The sequence below is a fragment of the Pseudomonas sp. MT92 genome (assembly GCF_058792515.1).
Window position 1 is genome coordinate 548,904 of sequence record NZ_JBXAFA010000001.1, and the last position, 20,092, is coordinate 568,995.

The 20,092-nt window shown below is 57.1% G+C and carries 21 protein-coding genes and 1 tRNA gene; 3 read left to right on the top strand and 19 right to left on the bottom strand.

All coding sequences use genetic code 11. The features are described 5' to 3' along the window. Positions 1–18 precede the first annotated feature (18 nt). On the top strand, positions 19–633 hold the full coding sequence (locus AC1Q6D_RS02580; RefSeq protein WP_103404121.1) for a peptidase M41: 615 nt from the start codon (positions 19–21) through the stop codon (positions 631–633). Positions 634–911: 278 nt separating this feature from the next. Here the strand turns inward: AC1Q6D_RS02580 and AC1Q6D_RS02585 are convergent, their stop codons facing one another. Both AC1Q6D_RS02585 and AC1Q6D_RS02590 read right to left on the bottom strand, forming a co-directional pair. After that, positions 912–1,238 carry a helix-turn-helix domain-containing protein gene (locus AC1Q6D_RS02585; protein ID WP_103404120.1) on the bottom strand — a complete coding sequence of 109 codons (327 nt, stop codon included), beginning with the start codon at positions 1,236–1,238 and terminating at the stop codon, positions 912–914. A gap of 8 nt (positions 1,239–1,246) precedes the next feature. Then, a complete protein-coding gene (locus AC1Q6D_RS02590; protein WP_103404119.1) occupies positions 1,247–1,588 on the bottom strand; it encodes a type II toxin-antitoxin system RelE/ParE family toxin in 342 nt (113 codons plus the stop codon). Positions 1,589–1,812: 224 nt separating this feature from the next. Between AC1Q6D_RS02590 and AC1Q6D_RS02595 the strand changes: the two genes are divergently transcribed. Then, positions 1,813–2,076, top strand: a complete 264-nt coding sequence (locus tag AC1Q6D_RS02595) for a hypothetical protein (protein WP_103404118.1) — start codon at positions 1,813–1,815, stop codon at positions 2,074–2,076. Further along, positions 2,073–2,381: a hypothetical protein gene (locus AC1Q6D_RS02600; RefSeq protein ID WP_103404117.1), complete on the top strand. Its 309-nt coding sequence runs from the start codon at positions 2,073–2,075 to the stop codon at positions 2,379–2,381. The genes AC1Q6D_RS02595 and AC1Q6D_RS02600 overlap by 4 nt, the downstream gene beginning before the upstream one ends. A 29-nt stretch (positions 2,382–2,410) precedes the next feature. On the opposite strand, the gene AC1Q6D_RS02605 is transcribed toward AC1Q6D_RS02600, so the two are convergent. The 17 genes from AC1Q6D_RS02605 to dnaG form a co-directional block, all read right to left on the bottom strand. After that, positions 2,411–3,070 carry a patatin-like phospholipase domain-containing protein gene (locus AC1Q6D_RS02605; RefSeq protein WP_103404116.1) on the bottom strand — a complete coding sequence of 220 codons (660 nt, stop codon included), beginning with the start codon at positions 3,068–3,070 and terminating at the stop codon, positions 2,411–2,413. 1 nt (position 3,071) lies between these two features. Continuing rightward, positions 3,072–3,254: a hypothetical protein gene (locus AC1Q6D_RS02610; protein ID WP_103404115.1), complete on the bottom strand. Its 183-nt coding sequence runs from the start codon at positions 3,252–3,254 to the stop codon at positions 3,072–3,074. Positions 3,255–3,256: 2 nt separating this feature from the next. Next, positions 3,257–3,700: a hypothetical protein gene (locus tag AC1Q6D_RS02615; protein ID WP_103404114.1), complete on the bottom strand. Its 444-nt coding sequence runs from the start codon at positions 3,698–3,700 to the stop codon at positions 3,257–3,259. A gap of 442 nt (positions 3,701–4,142) precedes the next feature. After that, entirely contained in the window at positions 4,143–5,126 is a 984-nt protein-coding gene (locus AC1Q6D_RS02620) for a hypothetical protein (protein ID WP_103404112.1), read from the bottom strand. Beyond that, positions 5,123–5,467: a hypothetical protein gene (locus AC1Q6D_RS02625; protein WP_103404111.1), complete on the bottom strand. Its 345-nt coding sequence runs from the start codon at positions 5,465–5,467 to the stop codon at positions 5,123–5,125. Before AC1Q6D_RS02625 ends, AC1Q6D_RS02620 begins: the two co-directional genes overlap by 4 nt. Then, on the bottom strand, positions 5,468–5,956 hold the full coding sequence (locus AC1Q6D_RS02630; RefSeq protein ID WP_103404110.1) for a hypothetical protein: 489 nt from the start codon (positions 5,954–5,956) through the stop codon (positions 5,468–5,470). After that, a complete protein-coding gene (locus tag AC1Q6D_RS02635) occupies positions 5,953–6,423 on the bottom strand; it encodes a hypothetical protein (RefSeq protein ID WP_103404109.1) in 471 nt (156 codons plus the stop codon). The genes AC1Q6D_RS02630 and AC1Q6D_RS02635 overlap by 4 nt, the downstream gene beginning before the upstream one ends. Positions 6,424–6,521: 98 nt before the next feature. Then, positions 6,522–6,887: a hypothetical protein gene (locus tag AC1Q6D_RS02640; protein WP_103404108.1), complete on the bottom strand. Its 366-nt coding sequence runs from the start codon at positions 6,885–6,887 to the stop codon at positions 6,522–6,524. 430 nt (positions 6,888–7,317) lie between these two features. Beyond that, entirely contained in the window at positions 7,318–7,608 is a 291-nt protein-coding gene (locus AC1Q6D_RS02645) for a hypothetical protein (protein ID WP_103404107.1), read from the bottom strand. Positions 7,609–7,731: 123 nt separating this feature from the next. Continuing rightward, positions 7,732–10,176, bottom strand: a complete 2,445-nt coding sequence (locus AC1Q6D_RS02650; RefSeq protein ID WP_103404106.1) for a phage/plasmid primase, P4 family — start codon at positions 10,174–10,176, stop codon at positions 7,732–7,734. Between the two features lie 35 nt (positions 10,177–10,211). Next, positions 10,212–10,409, bottom strand: a complete 198-nt coding sequence (locus AC1Q6D_RS02655) for a hypothetical protein (RefSeq protein ID WP_103404105.1) — start codon at positions 10,407–10,409, stop codon at positions 10,212–10,214. A gap of 68 nt (positions 10,410–10,477) precedes the next feature. Continuing rightward, positions 10,478–11,008, bottom strand: a complete 531-nt coding sequence (locus AC1Q6D_RS02660) for a hypothetical protein (protein ID WP_103404104.1) — start codon at positions 11,006–11,008, stop codon at positions 10,478–10,480. Then, positions 11,005–12,024 (bottom strand): tyrosine-type recombinase/integrase, encoded by a 1,020-nt coding sequence (locus AC1Q6D_RS02665; protein WP_103404103.1) that lies wholly within the window; start codon positions 12,022–12,024, stop codon positions 11,005–11,007. The genes AC1Q6D_RS02660 and AC1Q6D_RS02665 overlap by 4 nt, the downstream gene beginning before the upstream one ends. A gap of 124 nt (positions 12,025–12,148) precedes the next feature. Further along, a tRNA-Ile gene (locus AC1Q6D_RS02670) sits at positions 12,149–12,225 on the bottom strand. A 15-nt stretch (positions 12,226–12,240) separates the two neighbouring features. After that, positions 12,241–15,987, bottom strand: a complete 3,747-nt coding sequence (locus AC1Q6D_RS02675; protein WP_103404102.1) for a bifunctional diguanylate cyclase/phosphodiesterase — start codon at positions 15,985–15,987, stop codon at positions 12,241–12,243. 123 nt (positions 15,988–16,110) lie between these two features. After that, positions 16,111–17,958: an RNA polymerase sigma factor RpoD gene (gene rpoD / locus AC1Q6D_RS02680; protein ID WP_047534175.1), complete on the bottom strand. Its 1,848-nt coding sequence runs from the start codon at positions 17,956–17,958 to the stop codon at positions 16,111–16,113. Between the two features lie 67 nt (positions 17,959–18,025). After that, entirely contained in the window at positions 18,026–20,005 is a 1,980-nt protein-coding gene (dnaG, locus tag AC1Q6D_RS02685; RefSeq protein WP_103404101.1) for a DNA primase, read from the bottom strand. Between the last annotated feature and the right edge of the window lie 87 nt (positions 20,006–20,092).

Here is a 20,092-nt window from a genome sequence, read left to right on the forward strand (position 1 = left end):
GAGTGCGAGGCGAAGGACATGACGACAAAACTGCCTGCCGCAGTAAGGGACCGTGCATTGCAGATCGCCCATCACGAAATGGGCCACTACGTCGTGGCCCGTGCGTTGGGCCTTGAAACAGGCGGCGTCACCCTGACTGTGACCATGGACTTGCGGCACAAAGGGGGCGCAACCATCAATCTGGTGCGGCCCCTTTCGTCGATGGACGCCATGAGGGCCTATCTGGAAGCCCGGATCATCATGCTTTTCGCGGGCGCGATGGCCCAGACGTTACCTTCAGCACCTGTCGGCGTAAAACGCGTCGACCTGTCGGACGCTGCAGCCATCCTCAACGGGGCACACGGTGCTGAGCAGGACGACGCAAAAATCAGGGAGCTGCGGCACCTGCTGCGCAACATCACCTATCCCGATACCGGTCTTGCTTCATCCGACCGCATCGCGACCGAACTGAAAGCGATCAATGATTGCCTGTGGCTGCGGGCTCAAGAAATGGTCGAGGCTTTGGCTGAGACTATTACAGGATTGGGCGCTGCGGTGGTGGATCGTATGGTTCTAGTGGAGCAGTGGGGGAGGCCTGCGGATACGTATGAAGTGGTGTTGACGGGCGAGAAGCTCGAGAGCTTTGCCCGTTGAGCGATAAAAACGCCCAGACACGAAAAAGCCGCGCATTGCGCGGCTTTCTTGTTTGGTGGGCCCACACGGACTTGAACCGTGGACCAAAGGATTATGAGTCCTAAAAATGGTCACCAGAACGCCACGCAACTACGCGCAAAGCGTGCTAAATCAAAGGTTAGCCGTAGTTGCGTGGAGTTGCAATGGAGTTGCTTGGCGTTGCTTTACGTACCTCACGACGTACCTCGGGATGGGGCTTGCAGCGATGCACGCCCTTGGCGTTTCTGGTCGGGGCAGGTTCAGGCACAGACAACTTCTGGCTTCGTCTCAGGTTTTTGCGTCTTGTCCGGCACGAGCCGGACCTCAACACTTTGCCCAAGAGCGCGAGCAGCGTTCGCCAGAGTGGCTATGGTCATGCCAGCATCTTCGGCGTCCAGAACGCGAGTCACCACCGTTCTGCTGGTATGCATACGTTTGGCCAGTGCTACTACGGTCATGTGCTGCGCCTTCATCGCTTCCTGGATCTGCCAGGTAATAACCTTTTTGAGTGCGGCAGCAGAGGTCTCTTCCAAGAGACCCTGCTCAGTCAGGAAGTCGTCGAAATCGGAGCCAATATGTTTGTTCATGGGTTTCCTCACAGTGCGGCTTTGCGTTTCTTTGCCGTGGCCAAGTCAGCGCTGGGTATCTTCTGTGACTTCTTGATGAAGGCATGCAGAAGCACCATGTCGCGTCCCTCCACAGTGAAGATTGTTCTGGCTATACCGGCAGGGATGTGGGTGCGCACTTCCCACAGCCCATCATCCAGCTTACGAACGACCGGCATGCCCATAGGCCAGCCAATTTGCACGGTCTTGATATCAGTGCCAATGAGCCGCCGAACCTCTCTATCTTGAAGGCACAGCCATTCCCTCACAGGTTCGTTCCCTGAGGTAGTGCAGAAGAAGCGAACATTCAGCCTCGGCGGCAGCTTTTCCATCCGGCGCAGTGTACTTATTTAGGGTCATTGTTCAACCAATGGTTGCACAAGCTGTGGCATATGCATGCCCAGTGTGGATTTGGCCGACGAGTGGTCTGCACCTATCGCATTCCTCATGACGCATTGCGACCCGTGGTATGAAACCGACTACACTGATCCATGCGCCGATTTATTCCCACTTGCCGGGCGCTTGATAAATGCAGGCTAAACAGGAGTGCCCCGTCATGCCAGTCCTACACATCGATGCACAAGCTCGCCAACAAATTCGCCAAGCCCTTCTTGAAAGCTGCCACTGTGATGTCTATGCCCTGATCCTACTCCCGGAGGGCGACAGCCTGCTGATGCTGGCCCATGCTGGTAATGTTGCTTTCTGCCTGATCGACGACCGGGGAGACGACCTGTTCGACCCACACCTGATGCAAGATGTCGGCGCTTTGGTGCTGGCCGACCTTGAACGGAATCGGGAGCTGATGCGGGAGGAGTCATGAAAGACTCTACAAAAAAAGAAATTCGGCGCTGCGTGATAATCGTCGTGGGCTGCATCGCGGCCTACACCGTGCCCAGCATGAAAGGAATTGCGGGATTACTGGCAGATGCGGCACTGGGGGTTGTTTATGTCGCACTGGCAGTTTGGTGGTTTTTGCCCACCGATGATGAAATGGAAGAGCGAAATCCGGGTTACAAGCAGAGAAAAAAAGAAAAATCCGTGTTGCGACGGGAAGAGCCAGAGCCGGAACCACTTTCTCCCGAGCTGACTGAGCTAGCTGAGAAGATTAGGAAAAAACTCAAATAACAGAAAGGCCGTCGCAAAGACGGCCTTTTTTATAGCAAATCCCGGCCACGGCGGCTCAGCCTTCGACAGAGTTCACTACCGGATGGCTTGCTGTTTGATTGGCGTTCAACCAGACCGCTGCCACCTTGTTCGGCAGTACCGCCAGCGTAGGACTCGATGGTTGCCTCACGCGTCTCGCGAATCGCGGCATTGTCGCGGCGCTGCTCCGGCGTTAGCGGCAGTTCAGATGCCCAGCGTTCGCGCTCGGGATCGGGGGGGAATATGTCGGGTGCATCGGCGGGTGCCCGCCAAGGCACACCCTGATACATTCGCCGGGGCGGCTCATCTGGCACGCGCTCAACCAGTGGCGCGTCCTCGCTGATTGAGGGATCGCCATACACCGCAGAATTTAAAACAAACGCGATGCGGCAAGCGGCCTCACGGTCGCTGATGTTGTTAAAATTAAACTTTTGATTGAGGGTGCCGCCCATTGGTTCGTCGTCCTTTTGCGGCGCCGGGAACAAACGCGACAAGCCCTGCCGTAAAAATTCTGCCGGATTATCCTTGGCGAACTTCAGCAACCAAGTGACACCACCCAGCCGCTCGTAAACTTCAAGCAGATCGCCAGCCATGCCTGCCGTTATGAGTTTCCGCTGACCGGCATCCAGTGATCCTTTCTGGCGTCCGCCTGTTTTGGTCCGTGTGGCCATGTCATTCATCCAACCTGACGACGATGCCGACGAGCTGCCCGCCGTCATACTTGAATTCTACGCTGGCGGGCGTTGCCTGCACGGGCCGGGGCAATTCCTTTAACCACAAATTCAGCGCGGTGACGGCGGCTCGCGCTTCTTGGGCTTGGTCGCGACGGTCTTTGCTTGAAAATGTCAGGATCATGATTACCTCGACTCGTTGTATTCGCGGGCTTCAGGTTTGAACGGGATGTCGAGAGCAGGCAGTACAGGAATTTCATCCACCTGACGCATGCCCAGCAGGGACCCGGTGGCATCACGCATCGCCTCAAATTTAACGCCGTTGACCTCGATCCAGCGCGCCAGACCGGCACCGTCCCTATGGATCAGGGCCGACATGTTTTTAGCCGGTGCAGTCTTTTGTACAGGGGGTAATTGTTTAAAGTCAGTGACAAGCTTTGGCCGATTAAAATCATCAAGCAGCCGTTGCACTTTGGGTGACTGCTGCATGGCTTCACCGACCCGGCGCGAAACTTCATCCGCGATCAGCTGTTCAATCGCTACACCAAGGCCATGGCCACCTTCTGGTACAGGTGCTTGCTCGGGCTGAAAGTTCATTCGGCGCTGTAATATCGCTAGTTTAGGGGACATAATTTGGCCTCCTCGATTTTTTAACTTTCAGTGATTATGTAGATCCCACCGAAACACTCGCGTGCAGGCCGCCGCCCCAACCCGTGGATGTACTTATGGAAGTAACACGGTGCCACGTTACGGCCGACGTCCCTGATGTCGCAACACAGCAGGCGGAAACTAAGTCGCCCACCCTCATGCCCACGGAAGCGCTAGTTGGAGAGCCGACCCCACAGCCGGCAAAGAAATTTGCTGCCTCGATATCAGAATGCACATGGGTACTAGAATAGGCCCACAGGCTTCCACCTGAGGCAAAGCCGAAGTCTAAAATTTTTCTAACAGGATTTGATGATGAGTATGCCACTTTAGTTACTCCTTTACGGTTTTAACTTGTTGACGTTTTTCCCGTTTGATTTTACGGGCTTGTTTTTGATCGACCTTCTTTTATTTTTTATGTTGCATGTTAACCACCATCGCGGATGCGGATAAGTTCGCGGTAACGACTTTGCATGCGCTCATCCGCCAACCAAGCCTTTCTGTGATTTTTCATCACGTCGTGCATCATGTTGATTTCGTCTGCTAACGCTGCACCACCTTTGGGAATATTGTTAACTCCCACTGCTTGCCCCCACAGCCCAAGAATTACAGTAGGATCATTAAGTGCATGGAGCCCATTATTTAAAAATCGATCAAAGTGCTGCTTTTCCTCAGCGCTTAACGATTTCAAGTAATTATCCACCATCCGGCGATTGGCTTCGTAAGCGTTACCCCATTGATCCCGCAATATGCCTTCGGTGCGTGGCCTCATCTTTTCGTTATAATCGTACAAGGCATTATAAGTCGCGGTATCTAAGTCATCAGGCTTACCGGAATTAGGCGCGCTTCCTTCTGTTCTCGACCCCTCAGGTTGAGAATTAGTTTGCTGCGCATTTAAACGTTTCGCGGCTTCTGTCACCCACCATGCCGCATCCTGAACAAATTTCGCAGGGAATTTATTGTCGTGCGCGTAATTCGCAAAAGCTTGAAATACAGGGTCGTTCGTGTGTTCGTACAAATTATAGGAGTGGCGCTTCGCAGTAGGTTGAGGCGGATTGGTGATTGCGTTAATCAGCCACTGCGCGGCCTTCTGTGATCGAGTAATGTCGTGCCCAAGCTTCAAGAAGTCACTGACAAAAACGCTGCCCAGTTGGGTGAAAGCCTCGGTCATTTTCTCGATGGTTACACCGGCTGGTAAGGTTTGCCCAAACACTTTCTGGCCCCCGCCAGTGTACTGCCGGGAAAAAGTGTCGAGCCCCTGCGGGGCAGGTTCACCGGGGGCCCAGTCAGGGGCCGGCGCCAGCGTTCCGGGGCTGTAGGGGGCGATGTCGTTAACGGGCTCGATGCTTAGCCCGTGATGATCGAGCCCGTGCACGCCGCGTTGATAGTGATCCAGATCGTTGCCGCTCATTTTTTAACCCCCGGGCCGAACACGGCCAAATAACCATCGCGAGGAGTCGTAACTTCAATGCCGACCCGGTTGAGCGCCGACGTTATACCGGGCAAGTGCGATTTAACTTCGGCGGCACTTTCACCGGTCATGGGAAGTTCGGCTACTTCGAGGATTCGTTCAATCAGCGCCGGTTCTTCAGCCACGTAAAAACCGAATCGTTCCATGTTCGTGATCTGGTACAAGGCGCCGATAATTTTTTGACTGATAGACATGGTTTTATTCCCAAGAATATGGCGGGTGATATGGGCGGCGTTGGGCATAAGTTGTACAGCAGCGAGTAACGCCGTCATAATGTCCATTTAAATTAAGCTCTCTTTAGCTTTGGCTGGGGCCGCATCGGCCCGTGCTACCTGATTACGCATGACGAGCCAAGGTTTTTGGCAATACTTGTGCAACATGGAGTTATGCACGGGTAATCCGGCGATATCTTTTTCGGGGGTCAATTCAATATGCGCCAAACGCCGCGCATCTTGTCCGCACCAGCGGCAGCAAGTATTCGATGGCGGGAAATGTTCCAGGCGGTAACGCATGGCTTCTATAGTTGGTGGGGTGGCCAATGAAACCAGGGACCAGTCGCCAATTGTGTTGTGCCAAAGACCTACATCGTGTTTTAACAGTTCAACTTGGGTTTCTTCTTTTCGCATATAGTGAGTGATGGTTTCCAGATCAGGCGCCGCTGCCCCGATGGAGTGGGCGACGAAAGTGGCCATTTTGTTGATATCGCCGCGATAGGAAATGAATCGGATTGCAACTTCTTGAATCGCGCGGTTAATGATTGGGTCGCTCATTTCGTTAAACTCGCGTGGTTCAGAAGCTCTTGGAGGCAAGCCTCTTGGCTGATAGCCAGGGTCACGATAGCGATACCGTCTGAGCATCTAATGGCCGACCATCCAGTTTCGGGGCCGGTCCAAACGATTTTGTGATTAGACGGCAGACGTTCGCCCACCGCACACATCAGGGCCGGCAACTGGTTACTGTAAAGTTTGTGCACTTCACAATATCCATGACCGGCTTGCAGGACCAAGTAGCGGCTATAGATGGTCCGCCCCGTATCAATGAGGATGAGTTCGTCATACGGTTGAAACAAGTGCGCAACCGTGGCATAGAAGGAGCTTTCACTGAGCCTTTCTGCCGGGGTTCCCGCCGGATAGACAATGCGGAACTCGTTACCCGCTGATTCCCGCAACTTAACGTCCTTGGCGGACAACGAATATGGGGGGCGGTATTGCTCCGTTGAAACATCGGAACGAGACATTTATTGGTTACTCCAAACAGTGGGTTTGTTGGAGTAATTGCAGCACTTCACGGGATTGTTGTTAATGGTGCTGGAGTGAATAGGCTGCCGTTCTAAAGTTAGATATGCAGGGTATTTAAGTAAGTGTCGATGTAGCGCCAGCCTGGGACATATTCGCCATGGATCTGCTTCTGCGCCCACTCGGCACGGCTGCGCCTGGACTTCCACAAGGGTAGGCGGAGCTGCGGGCGATGGTCGTGCACCAGATCTTCAATCGCGGCTTCCAAGCGCATGGTGCGGTAGGCGCGGCCATTACGAGCGCGGTCCTGCATGGCCTGAAGCTTGTGAGGATCTGGTGCAGATTGTTGAGCCTGGAGCCTTTGCAGTTCGTCTTCGTTATGCAGCACCATCCTCAACAGATCCGGGGGCAAGCGGCGGGCGAGCGCCTGATCGAATGCAGTAGTAGATTCACTTGTGATTTTCATACCTGATCCCCTTCACAAAGTGCTGGCGAAAGCCATTGAATACCCGGTGGCCCTTAGGCTCCCAGGGAAAGTCCCTGTACGGCTCATGTCCCAAGTCGAGAATCGTCCTTAGCGGCTTTGTCGTAACCTTGATATTCACTTGCACCACCTCCCACGCCGTTGCAGGCGCCGTTTTCTCGCCATACCCGCTACATTGGGGCGGGTCACGTTTTTCGCGTTCCTAGGGCTGCCAGAAGCAAGATTCCGTATCCCACGTACCTCAAAAACGTACCTCGCGGCTATCTAGGCCACGCCAGCTGGGCTTGACTCACGGATTCGATATCCGTTTCGGGTCATTTCCGTAGCCCATAAACTCACGATTGCAGCGCAAAGGGGCGGGCTTGCGCATCGTGTCGAAATTCTAATTGTGTGTCTGGAGATACCATTCTCATCAAAGCAAAGAGTCTTTTTTTACCAGACGCATAAATAATTCTACGAAGGATTCGCCGGGGTTGAGGGCGGCCCTTACAGCAGCAAGGTCGTCAGGGCTGAACCAAAGGGTTCTGGTTGACCAGCCCTGGCTACGGCGGCGGTTGTTAAGCGCGCGCATCCTGGCAGCCATTTTGGTTCTCGGCTTCGGCGCGGCAATGAGCCAGTCACCTGTCGCGAGCATGCGCTCGGCATCATCTGAACTGAGGACCGTTTGCACCGCGCTTTGCCGCACCAGCCGGTAGGTTTTCATCATCTTTCACCGTTGGGGGTAAAACCCCGTTTTGTGACTTTGTGACAAAGTTTCGGCATTTTTTGTATTACCCCTTAGAGATTGAGTTCTCGTGGAGGTGATATATAAAAAGCTGTTATTTAGTCACAAAGTCACATTTTCGCTTTCAACGGCGGTTTTCAGCCCTGAAAAGCACCGGTATTGCTTTTTCGTACCGTAGAAGTCGATCCACCTTTTTTCTTTCCTGATGCCGGGTCTTTTTTCGACTGCCGCGATGAAATTGGTTTTTCCCAGTGGGAAATAACCACTTTCCCTGCACCAGTTCTGATAGTCCTTGAACATTGGGTCACAGGGTTCCCACTCCCTGGTGTAGTTCGTCCCTTGTTCACTGAGGAACTGGCCGACGCGATCCTGCTCGCTGCGATACTCGGCGCTCGCGATCAACACAACATCAGGGGGCCTGAGCCCGGTCTGGAACCACGTCACCGCACCGCGCACTATCCAGGTCAGAATGCCGGTGACTTCCGCCTTCAACGCCTCACCTAGACGGTCATCGCGCAAGTGATGGGCAAGCCCCTGATCCACTTCGATAGCGGTGCCAAACGTCACTCCGTATGGAATCAGCATGACCCGGCGCCAGATGCCCGTGTCCTGGCCACGGATCTGTGGTTTATGGTTGGTCAACAAGTTGAGGGTATGGGTTGGTGAAAACTCAAAGAAGTCCTGGCGCATATGACGCGCCTTCAGCTTGTCGCTACCGGTCGCGTGCTTGATCCGGTCTTCATTGAGCGCACAACCTTCCCCGGATTCGTGCGCGGCCACCATGCGCATACCGAACAGGTCGGCAACTTCCGCTGGATGACGGTTTTGCCCGCCGACCATCAACAGGTTTGGCGCAGCCGTGCCCGCATAAGGGCCGAGTGCATTGCTGATCATGTCCAGCAGCAGCGATTTGCCGTTGGCGCCGTCACCATGATGTACAGCGAATTTCTGCTCGCTGGTCACGCCGTTAGCGTTATAGCCAAACCACCGTTGCAGGAACTCGGCAAGCGGCTTACGCACAATGCCCACCTCGCCGGTAATTTCAGCCAGGGTTTTTTCAAACAGTGGCGCCCGCGCTTTCGGGTCATAGGTGATAGAGATGCAGCGGGTAATCAAGTCATCCTTATTGTGTGTGCGCAATTCGCCGGTGCGCAGGTCGACAGTGCCATTCGCCACATTGAGCGCGAAAGGGTCGCGGTCGAGACTATCGGCGGGCACCGACACCAGCCGGCGCAACAGGTTGAAGGCCGCGTTCAGGCGATCCAGCATTTCGGATTTTGCGCCCCACTTGCGCAAGGCCTTGGCAATCTCTTGGTTTTTCGTCTTTTCTTCGTCGCTGGCGTAGGGCTTGTTTTCCCAATCTGTGGCTTCGGCACCGATCATGCTGGATAGGGTGCATGCCATCCGAAACGCGGCGGGTTCATCCTCTCTCCAGTGCGTGCCGTCCCACACCCGCCACTTACCCGCCGCATGGATGACACTTCCGCCAACCGCCTTCTGTAGACGCACCGCGTTGGCTTGATCGGTGATCAGGTGCTTGGCTTCCAGCGGTTCAACCCCAGCGGGTTTTTTCGGATTGTCCATATGAGTTTTCCTCGATCCACTGCCAAGCTCCTCAAGCCGTCCCCTAGTGCTTTCCTTGTAGGCTCTGGTTATTTCCTCGCTGGCAAATTTTGCTGCGTCGGGATGCTTGCTGAAGTAGTCCAGCAAGGCAGCATTGGCCAAGGCGGAAGCCTTGATATCCTCCATGGCATAACGCGCTGGGGCGTCGATGAGCGCACCCAACAGACTGTGCACGACTTCGCTGCGTTGGCCTTTCGGTATCTCACCTTTGAGCAACTGGCGGTGCTTGGGATTGAAACAGCTCAGGGATTCCAACTCGAAGGCAGTGCCATTGCCGAAATTGAAGTTGACCGCGCTGGCCTTGGCTCCTTCGGCTTGCTTCAACAACCCTGCCAGCAGCGTCAGCGCGGCGTCATCGAGTTTGCTGATAGGCAACCCATTGACGGCTACGCCGGTCACCGTGGCGTACTGTGGCGCGTCACCCGTGTAGATCTCGACGTGGTGGCAACCAGGGAATGCTATGTGGCCCGCGTTGGCATACTTGGCCGCCCATTCGTCAGGCACCAGTGCATAGGCATGTAACCCGGTGCCGGAGGGTGACGCTTCCCAATAGGTGGGGATCTGGTTCATCAGGGCGAATGCCGGGAGTGCGTCGGCAGCGCCGACAGGATCGAGAACCTTTTCCTCGTACACCCCCGTGTAAGCACCGACGATCCCATCCGCGTCAATGATGATCAGGCGCTGGCCATCGATCACAGTGCTGTTAACGACAACCATGCCGACACCGGTCAGCCGGTTATCGAGGATCTCGTTATCCTGGTATTGAGCGACCAGCTGTTGCGCCTCGGCCCGCGTCATCCAGTGTTCGGGTACGCTTTTAGACAGCCTGCCAAAACCGTTATTTGGTGTTTTGTTGGCGTGCGGCATCCAGATGGGAAGAGCTGACAGCCCTTGGAAAATATCAGGTGCAAGTTGCGCGTTCATACATAACCCCCGTGTTGCGGTGTAGCAGTCGTGGGTTATGCCTTCTTACTACGCAAGAAGGCGATGAATGCTTCAAGGTCGAACAAAAATTCCTTACCGGGACGCAACACGGCGCCATACTCGGCCAAGCCGTTGGCTTCACGATTGCGCAAGAGATAGCCGAGAGTTTCTGGCTTCAGGCCCGGCACTTCGACCAGTAATTGCTTGCGGGAAATGATGGTAGGGGTAGTCATGGTGTGAGACTCCATTTTGCTGGAGTCTCAATAGTATTCGCGGGGAATTTCTGACCCGACGCTCACCCCTAGGAATCGAGGGTGTCGCGTCGAACGCGATCCAGACGAAGACGCATCGCGTCGGGCGTCAGGGTTTCGCCCAGGTGCTGGTAGGCGAGGGTCAGGAACTCGATCAGGTCCAGATCATACCTGTCGTCAATCTCGACCTCGCCGCCTGCACGCTCCCAGGCTTGCACCAGCCCCTGAAGTTCCCAGTCTGGTTCTTCCGGTTCGATAGGCTCGCTCAAGGAGTCGAGGATGAGTTCCACCAGATTGGTGTCCTGCATCAGCTGCCGAACCTGCTCAGGATCGAGCCCGCGACCGTAGGCGATGCGTTCGGCTAGCCCCCAGTGCAGGTGTGCCCTGGCCCGCAAGGGCAGCGCAGCAATCGCCTTGTGCGCTTGCCTGAGACGACGGTTGGCGTCGGCAGGCTCGGCACTGGCGATCAGCGGCTTCTGCCCCTCCCGGTAGCGCCTCACCCGTTGTGCGGCTGCCAGCGCTTCGATCAACGGCTCAGGTTTTATACCCCACCACTCGGCCCGTTCGCGAAGGTCGATCATTCTTTTATCCTCCCGAAGACCTCAGCCATCGCTTTATCGGCGGCGGCTTGCTTGGTCTTGATGCTGAGGTGCGCGTAGCGTGCCGTCGATTGCTGGCTGCGATGGCCGAGAATCTGGCCCACGGTATAGAGGTCGGTGTCGGCGTTGATCAGGCTGGTGGCTGCATCATGCCTCAGGTCGTGAAACCTGAAAGCGACTAGACCAGCTTCCTTCAGCGCCGCGTTCCAGTGCTTGCGAAAGCACAGCGGTTTCTCGCCATCGCTGCGACCGAACACCAGCCCCTTCGACTTCCTGTGCAACATCAGCGCGGTAATCGCAGGCGCCGGGAACACCAGAACGCGAGGGTCTCCGTTCTTCGTGATAGCGAGCGTGGCAGTGCGTTTCTTCAGGTCGATCCCTTCCCAACGCAATGACTGCAATTCTCCCAGGCGTGCGCCAGTGGTCATTGCCAGCGTGACCAACAGCTTCAGCAGTGGCCATTCGGATTTATCGCAGGCAGCGAGCAGTGCCTTGCGCTCATCGTCGTCGAGGAATCGAATCCGCTGGTTATTTTCTGCCTTGCTGGTGATGCCTTTTGCCGGGTTAACGTTGACGTATTCTTCGTCGATGGCGAACTTGAACAGCGCTGACCAAGCCGCTTTGCGCCGATTCACAGTGGCAGGTGCGCGACCCTTGGCATAAGACTTGAGGTCCGCCTTGATCAGGCTTTCGGTGATGTCGAGCAGACGTACCGTGCCATGCGCATCAGCCAGGGCCTGGACGCGACCTTTGCGCGAGATATCGCGACCCGTCCAAGCTTCCATATAAAGCTCAACCAGTTTGGCGAGGGTGATCTTGGCTTTGGGATTACCCAGGGCTTCAAGGCGTTGACTGTCACGCAGCAGGGCATTGGCCCATATCGTGGCATCAGTTTTACGAGGGAAGGTTTTGGTACTGATCAGTTTGTCGCCGTCGCGGATTACAGCCTTGTAGCGTACCCCGGACTGGCGCTGGATTTTGACGAAAGTGGCGTGCATGGCATAACTCCCGAGGCCCGGATGGGCCTAGCTCGTCGAACGGGAGGACGTACCTTTTCCCGTACCTTGCACGCTTTCGGTTGTTGCGACATCGCAGGTAAACCCTTGATGCTGATGGAGAATTTGGTGGGCCCACACGGACTTGAACCGTGGACCAAAGGATTATGAGTCCTCTGCTCTAACCAACTGAGCTATAGGCCCTCAGTAGGCCGCGGATTATAGCGACGGTTTCGCGGCTGTGCTATCCGAAAAGTCTGAAACAGTTGAACGAAGAAACGTCGCGGCAAATTCGTCGGGGGGCAGGGGCAGGCTGACGATGTAGCCCTGGATCTGCTCGCAGCCTTCGTCGGCCAGGAATTGCTGCTGCGCGTGAGTCTCCACGCCTTCGGCAATCACGGTGAATTGCATGCTGCGGCCGAGGGCGATGATGGCGCGCACGATAGCGGCGTCGTGCGGGTCATCGGGCAGGCCGCGAACGAAGGATTGATCGATTTTGAGTATGTCCAGCGGCAGGCGCTTGAGGTAGCTCAGTGACGAGTAGCCTGTTCCGAAGTCGTCGATCGCCAGTTGCACGCCCAGATGCTTGAGTTGGTGCAGCACCGCCAGCGCTTCCTCGGCCTGGCTCATGATGAAGTTTTCGGTGATTTCCAGTTGCAGGAAACCCGGTTTGAGGTGGTTGTCCTTGAGCAGTTGTTCGATGCGGCCGAGCAGGTTGGGTTGGCGCAACTGAGCGCCCGCCAGGTTGACGGACAGCGGGCCGAGGCCGTCGTAGGTCAGGTTCCATTCGCGCATTTGCCGGCAGGCGGTTTCGAGCACCCAATCGCCGATCTGCAGGATCATGCCGTTCTCTTCGGCCAGGGAGATGAAGTGCTCCGGCGGTACGTCGCCGAAGGTCGGATGGCGCCAGCGAATCAGCGCTTCGGCGCCCACCAGGCGATAGTCGTCGAGGCTGATTTTCGGTTGGTAGTAGAGCTGCAGCTCGTTGCGCTCGATGGCGCGACGCAGTTCATGTTCCAGTGCCACTCGCTCACTGGCCTGCGCGGTGAGGTCGCGGGTGTAGCTTTCGACCCGGTTGCGGCCCTTGGCTTTGGAGCGGTACATCGCCGCGTCGGCGTTCTTGATCAGCGTGGCGACGTCGCCGCCGTCCTGTGGATAAAGGCTGGTGCCGATACTGGAGCTGATGAAAAACTCATGCTCGCCGGCCTGAAACGGAGCGGTGAAGCAGTTAAGCAGTTTGGTCGCGATGTTGTCGGCGTCGCTGGCTTGCTGCAGGCCGGGTAACAGGATGATGAACTCGTCGCCGCCCAGGCGCGCCACGGTGTCGATGTCGCGCAGCTGCTCTTTGAGCCGCACGGCAATGCCTTTGAGCAGTAGGTCGCCGACCGGGTGACCGAGGCTGTCGTTGATGTGTTTGAAACGGTCCAGATCCAGGAACAGCACCGCGCCCTGGCCGCCGTTCTCCTTCTGGGTATTGAGGGCGGTCAGCAGGCGGCTTTCGAATAGCGTGCGGTTGGGCAGGCCGGTGAGCGGGTCGTGGTGGGCCTGGTAATCGAGTCTGGCCTGGGCGTGTTTGAGGCTGGAGATGTCAGCGAACACGGCCACGAAATGGGTGATGAACCTGTCCCGGTTGCGCACGGCGCTGATGGTCAGCCAGCTCGGGTAGAGCTCGCCATTTTTGCGCCGGTTGGAAATCTCGCCTTGCCAGTGACCTTCGGCAGTCAATTGATGCCACATGGCGGCGTAGAACGCGCTGTCATGCAGGCCGGAAGCGAGCAGGCGCGGGGTATGGCCCAGGGCTTCGCTTTCGCTGTAACCGGTGATTTCGGTAAACGCGCGGTTGACGGCGCTGATGTGCTGCTGGGTATCGGTGATCAGTACGCCTTCGGCAGTGCTCTCGAATACCGTCGCCGCTTGTTGCAGTTTTTCCTGCATCAGGTGGCGCTCGGTGATGTCCCGGGCGATGGTCAGCATGCAGTCTTCGTCACCAATCGGCAGCGGACGGCTGGACACTTCGCAGAGGCGGATCTGGCCGTCGCTGCGGCGAATATGGCAACTGAAGTCGCGGACAAAGCCGTCGCGGTGCAGCAGGTCGAGCATCTGCTTGCGCTCGTTGAGGTTGACCCAGATCCCCAGATCCAGCGCCGAACGGTCCACCGACATCGCGCTGTTGAACCCGGTAATGCGGCTGAAGCCCTCGTTGACCTCGATCAGCAGGCCGTCGCTTTGCCGGGACAGCAACAAGCCGTCCGGCGAGGCGTGGAACGCCTTGGCGAATTTCTCTTCGGAGGTTTGCAGTTGTTGCTGGGTTTCCTTGAGCTGGGTGATATCACGTACGACCACCACCAGCGCCGGGGTCGTATCGAGGTCAAAGGGCTCGGCGGAGATCAGGCCGGTAAACACCTGGCCATTGCTGCGACGAAAGGGCATCTCCAGGTTGCGGATGCTGCCGGCCTGCAAGCGCTGCAACAATCCCGGGCCGACGCCGGGTATGCCCCAGATATTGAGGTTGGTGGCGGTCTGGCCGATGACGTCCTCGGCCCGCAGGCCGATCTGTTCTTCGAACGCTTCGTTGACCTCCAGCAGGCAGCCGTCGGAAAGGCGTGCGATCACCAGGATGTCCGGGCATTGCTGGAACACCGAGGCAAACTTCTGCTCCGACAGGCGCAGGGCTTCTTCGGTGCGCTTGGCTTCGCTGATGTCGATCATCAACCCGCGCATCACCGGTTCGTGGCCATGTTCGATCAGGCTGACGATATCGCGCACCCACAGGCAGCGCCCATCGGCGGTGATGACCCGGTAATCGAGGCTGTGGTCGCGTCCGGCCAGCACTTCGTGATCACAGAAGTTCTGCGCGCGGGTCAGGTCGGCGGGGTGAATGATGTTGCGCCAGAAGCCCGGAATCAGCCAATGGGACAGCGGATAGCCGAGCAAGGCCTCGGCGTGGGGCGACACATAGCTGTAGGTGAAGTCGCTCATCCGCGCTTCCCAGGCGATGGCCGACAGGCTCTCCACCAGCCCGCGGTAGTGGTATTCACTGCTGCGCAGTTCCTGTTCCAGATCGACGCGGCGGGCGATCTCCGAGCTCAGTCGGCGGTTGATCCGGATCACTACGGCCAGCACGACCATCAACAGCAGTAAACCCGGCAGGCCGTAGATCAGCAGATCGGACCAGAAAGTCCGATGATCGAGGACGTTGCCTACCCAATGTTCCTGAATGGAACTGATTTCGGCCGGGCTCATGTCCGCCAGAACTTTATCCAGAATGCCGACCAGCATTTTGTTGTTGCGGGGCACGCCCATGGCCAATTGATAGCGATAGGGGGTTTCGCCGCTGACGTAGAGGCCGTCCAGCTTGAGCTGGCGCAGACTCCAGACGCTGGAGGCAAGGTCGCCGACCACGGCGTCCACTTCGTCGGTGGCCAGCGCCTGCAAGGCCGAGCTGACGTTGGGCATCGCCACCAGATTCAAATCGGGGTTGTGGGTGCGTAACAATTCGTGGGGCGCGTAGTTTTCCACCACGGCAATTTTCAGCCCGTACAAGTCCTCGATTTTACGTGGCTGGGGCCCTCCGACATGGGCCAGGATGACAATCGGGAAATCCAGGTAGGGGCGGGTGAATGACAGGTAGCTCTGGCGTTCCGGGGTCGACATGATGCCTGGCAAGAGATCCAGCTTGCCTTGTTTGGCTTGCTCCAGCACGACGGTCCAGCTGACCGGCTCGATAGGCGTCAGTTCAACCGCCAGGCGCCGGCGGATCAGGTCGATGTAGTCTGCCGCAAGGCCCTGATAGCGGCCCTGTTCGTCGCGAAACTCAAAGGGCGGCCATGATGCATCGACACCCAGGCGCAGGTCCGGGTGGGCCGCAAGCCAGCTACGTTCTTCGTCGGTCAGAGTCAGCGCGCCAGCCGTTGCGGTCCAGGTCATCAGCGACAGCAAAAAAAACACGGTCGGCAGTCTGGGCATAACGGTCTCGTTATGGCTCGGGGGAATGCTTCGAGTGTAGACGGGCAAATCGGCGGGAGGGGTAGCGCGGGGGATTTAATCTGTAGAAAGCAAAACCCCCGGCCTGGGCCGGGGGTTCTGTGATCACTCGTCGAGGAAGGAGCGCAGATGCTCGCTTCTCGTCGGGTGGCGCAGCTTGCGCAACGCCTTGGCTTCGATCTGACGAATCCGTTCACGGGTCACGTCGAACTGTTTACCAACCTCCTCAAGGGTGTGGTCGGTATTCATATCGATACCGAAGCGCATGCGCAGAACCTTGGCTTCACGTGCAGTGAGGCCGGAGAGTACTTCGCGAGTCGCTTCTTTAAGGCTCTCAACGGTGGCAACATCGATTGGCGACTGCATGGTCGAGTCTTCGATGAAGTCACCCAGATGGGAGTCTTCGTCATCACCGATCGGGGTTTCCATGGAGATCGGCTCTTTAGCGATCTTCAATACCTTGCGGATCTTGTCCTCAGGCATCTCCATGCGTTCGCCCAGCTCTTCCGGGGTCGGTTCACGACCCATTTCCTGCAGCATCTGACGGGAAATGCGGTTGAGCTTGTTGATCGTCTCGATCATGTGCACCGGAATACGGATGGTGCGGGCCTGGTCGGCGATCGAGCGAGTGATCGCCTGACGGATCCACCAGGTGGCATAAGTCGAGAATTTGTAGCCGCGGCGGTATTCAAACTTGTCTACCGCTTTCATCAAGCCGATGTTGCCTTCCTGGATCAGGTCGAGGAATTGCAGGCCACGGTTGGTGTACTTCTTGGCGATGGAGATCACCAGACGCAAGTTCGCTTCAACCATCTCTTTCTTCGCGCGGCGGGCCTTGGCCTCACCGATCGACATGCGACGGTTGATGTCCTTGATCTCGGCGATCGTCAAACCGGTTTCGGTTTCCAGCGCGGTCAGCTTTTGCTGGCAGCGAATGATGTCCGGCTGCAGGCGACCAATGGCTTCAGCGTATTTGCTTTTGCCTTTGGCCAGCGCGTCGGACCAGCTTTCGTCGACTTCGTTGCCCGGGAACTGGCGCAGGAAATCGGCGCGCGGCATGCGCGCATCACGAACGCAGAGTTGCATGATTGCGCGCTCTTGCTGACGCAGGCGATCCAGAGCACTGCGTACACGCTCGACCAGGCCTTCGAATTGCTTCGGCACCAGTTTGATCGGCATGAACAGGTCGGCCAGGGCCAACAGTTCGGCAATCGCCGCCTTGTTGTGGCGCCCGTGCTTTTTCAGGGCCTTGCGGGTGATTTCCATCTGATCGGCCACAGCGCCAAAGCGCTGTGCAGCGATGATCGGATCCGGACCGCTTTCGGCTTCTTCCTCGTCGTCCGAAGCTTCGGCGTCATCATCGTCGGAATCGTCGTCCGCTTTCACGGCTTTCGGATCGATCGGTGGTGGCACTTCGGCAGCAGGCGGCGCAATGCCGTCGTCCGGGTCGATATAACCGCTCAGGACGTCGGACAGGCGACCACCTTCGGAGGTGACGCGGGTGTACTCGGAGAGAATATGGTCAACCGTGCCAGGGAAGTGCGCGATTGCGCCCATCACTTCACGGATGCCCTCTTCAATACGTTTGGCGATTTCGATTTCGCCTTCACGTGTGAGGAGCTCTACAGTACCCATTTCGCGCATGTACATGCGCACCGGGTCGGTAGTGCGACCAATGTCGGTCTCGACCGCTGCCAGCGCTGCTGCTGCCTCTTCGGCCGCGGCTTCGTCGGTATCGGCGTCGGCCAGCATAAGGGAATCCTTATCTGGCGCAACCTCGAATACGTTGATCCCCATGTCGTTGATCATGCGGATGATGTCTTCCACCTGTTCCGGATCTGAAATATCCTCCGGCAGGTGGTCGTTGACCTCCGCGTAAGTCAGGTAGCCCTGCTCACGACCAAGTGTGATCAACTCTTTGATACGAGACTGCTGTTGCGCTTTTCCGGACATAACACCCTATCCACTGAAGGTCTTGGCGGGCAAAAAACAAGCCGAGGATTATACCTGAGCTATGACCTCACGCGCCAGTTGAGGTCGGGTTTGGTACAGCCATATTGCGTTTTAATAGGTCGCGCATCTGATTTGCGATCTGATTTGCTTCCTCGGCAGTCAATCCTGGCTGCTTCGCTTTTCTGATGAGTTCTTCCAGGCTATCGGTGTGTTGACCCGCTGATAACCTAGTAATGGTGTCTAAAAACTGTTGTTCAAGGTTGTCGCCGTCAATCAGCCATTCCTTTTCGGCCAAGGCCTTCAGCAAGCGTCCCTGTTCAGTGCCGTGCCAGCGAGCCATTAACTGAATAGAGTTTAGCTTAGGGTTTTTTTGCACAGCCTCGATGAGGGCTACCAGCAATTGCCCATAAGTGCTGCTTTCATTGGCGAAGTGGTTGGCGGTTTCGACTTTGCCAGCCAGTTGCGGATGATGAATGAGCGTACGCAACGCAATGAGTGTAGGTGCTTCGACGGCAATGGGTTTGCGCGGGGCACTCTGTTGATCGCGATCGCCGCCACGCTTGCCGTTCTTGTCCCAGGGTTTTTTGTCCCATTTCTTGCCGCCGGCACCGGGCTTCTTCGGTGTCCATTCCTGTTGCGGCACATACATTTCTTGCGATTGCGGCTGATGATAGTCGCTGTAATCAGGCATCGCGTCGTAATCGATGCCAGGGTCATAGGCGGGCGGCGCCTCGTGTGGCGCGCTTTGCGCCAGTTGGCTGACCGTTTCGCTGCTCAGGCCGGTGATTTCGGTCAGGCGCTGGCGCATCAGAATACGCAGGTTGGCTCCCGGCACCTTGTCGATCAGCGGCGCTGCGAGGGTGGCCATGTGGGCCTTGCCTTCGAGGGAGCGCGGGTCCGATTCTTCCGTCAGCTGTTGAAAGAAATAATCTGCCAATGGCTGGGCGTGCTGGTTGATCCGTGCGCGGAAGGCATCCGTGCCTTCGGAGCGCACCAGGGTATCCGGGTCTTCGCCTTCAGGCAGGAACAGGAAGCGGGCCCGTCGCCCATCCTGCAGGCTTGGCAGGGTGGCTTCCAGTGCGCGCCACGCGGCGTTGCGACCCGCCTGGTCGCCGTCGAAGCAAAACAGCACGCTGGGCACGACACGGAACAGTCGCTTGAGGTGTTCTTCGCTGGTCGCGGTACCCAGGGTGGCGACAGCATTGCGCAGGCCTTGCTGGGCGAGGGCGATGACGTCCATGTAGCCTTCGACGACAATGATTTCGTCGAGGTTGCGGTTGTTCTTGCGGGCTTCATACAGGCCGTAGAGTTCCTGGCCTTTATGGAATACCGGGGTTTCCGGCGAGTTCAGGTATTTCGGTTTGTCGTCGCCCAGTACCCGGCCGCCGAAGGCAATGACACGCCCGCGACTGTCGCGGATCGGGAACATCACGCGGTCGCGGAAGCGATCATAGCGTTTGCCGGTTTCGGCGTTCTCGATCAACAGACCGGCATCGATCATGGCTTTCTGCTGCAGGGTATCGCTGCTCAAGTGCTTGAACAGGTTGTCCCAGCCAGGCGGTGCGAAGCCGAGGCCGAAGTCGCGGGCGATTTCGCCGGTCAGGCCACGACCTTTCAGGTAGTCCACCGCAGCTTTGCGCGATGGATGGCTTTTCAGGGCCTGACGGTAAAAGTCGGCCGCTGCGGTGAGCAGTGGATACAGCGGCGAATCGGTCGGCTGGCGCGGCTTGTGCGCGCGGCCGCTTTCTTCCCGTGGAACTTCCATGCCGGCCGCCTTGGCCAGATCTTCGACAGCCTGGACGAAATCCAGGTTGTCGTGGTCCATGATGAAGCCCAGGGTATTGCCGCCGGCGCCGCAGCCGAAGCAGTAATAGAACTGCTTGTCGGGGCTGACGCTGAACGATGGGGTTTTCTCTTTGTGGAACGGGCAGCAGGCGGTGTAGTTCTTGCCGGCTTTTTTCATTTGCAGGCGCGAGCTGACCACGTCGACGATGTCGGTGCGGTTCAGAAGGTCGTCAATGAAGCTCTGGGGAATTAGCCCGGCCATGGCGTTCTCGTCATCTGCGCTGATTGGGTCCGAAACGAAGGGTAGTCGAACGAAGGTCAGTGTTTGAGGCGCACAAGATGGGCGGCT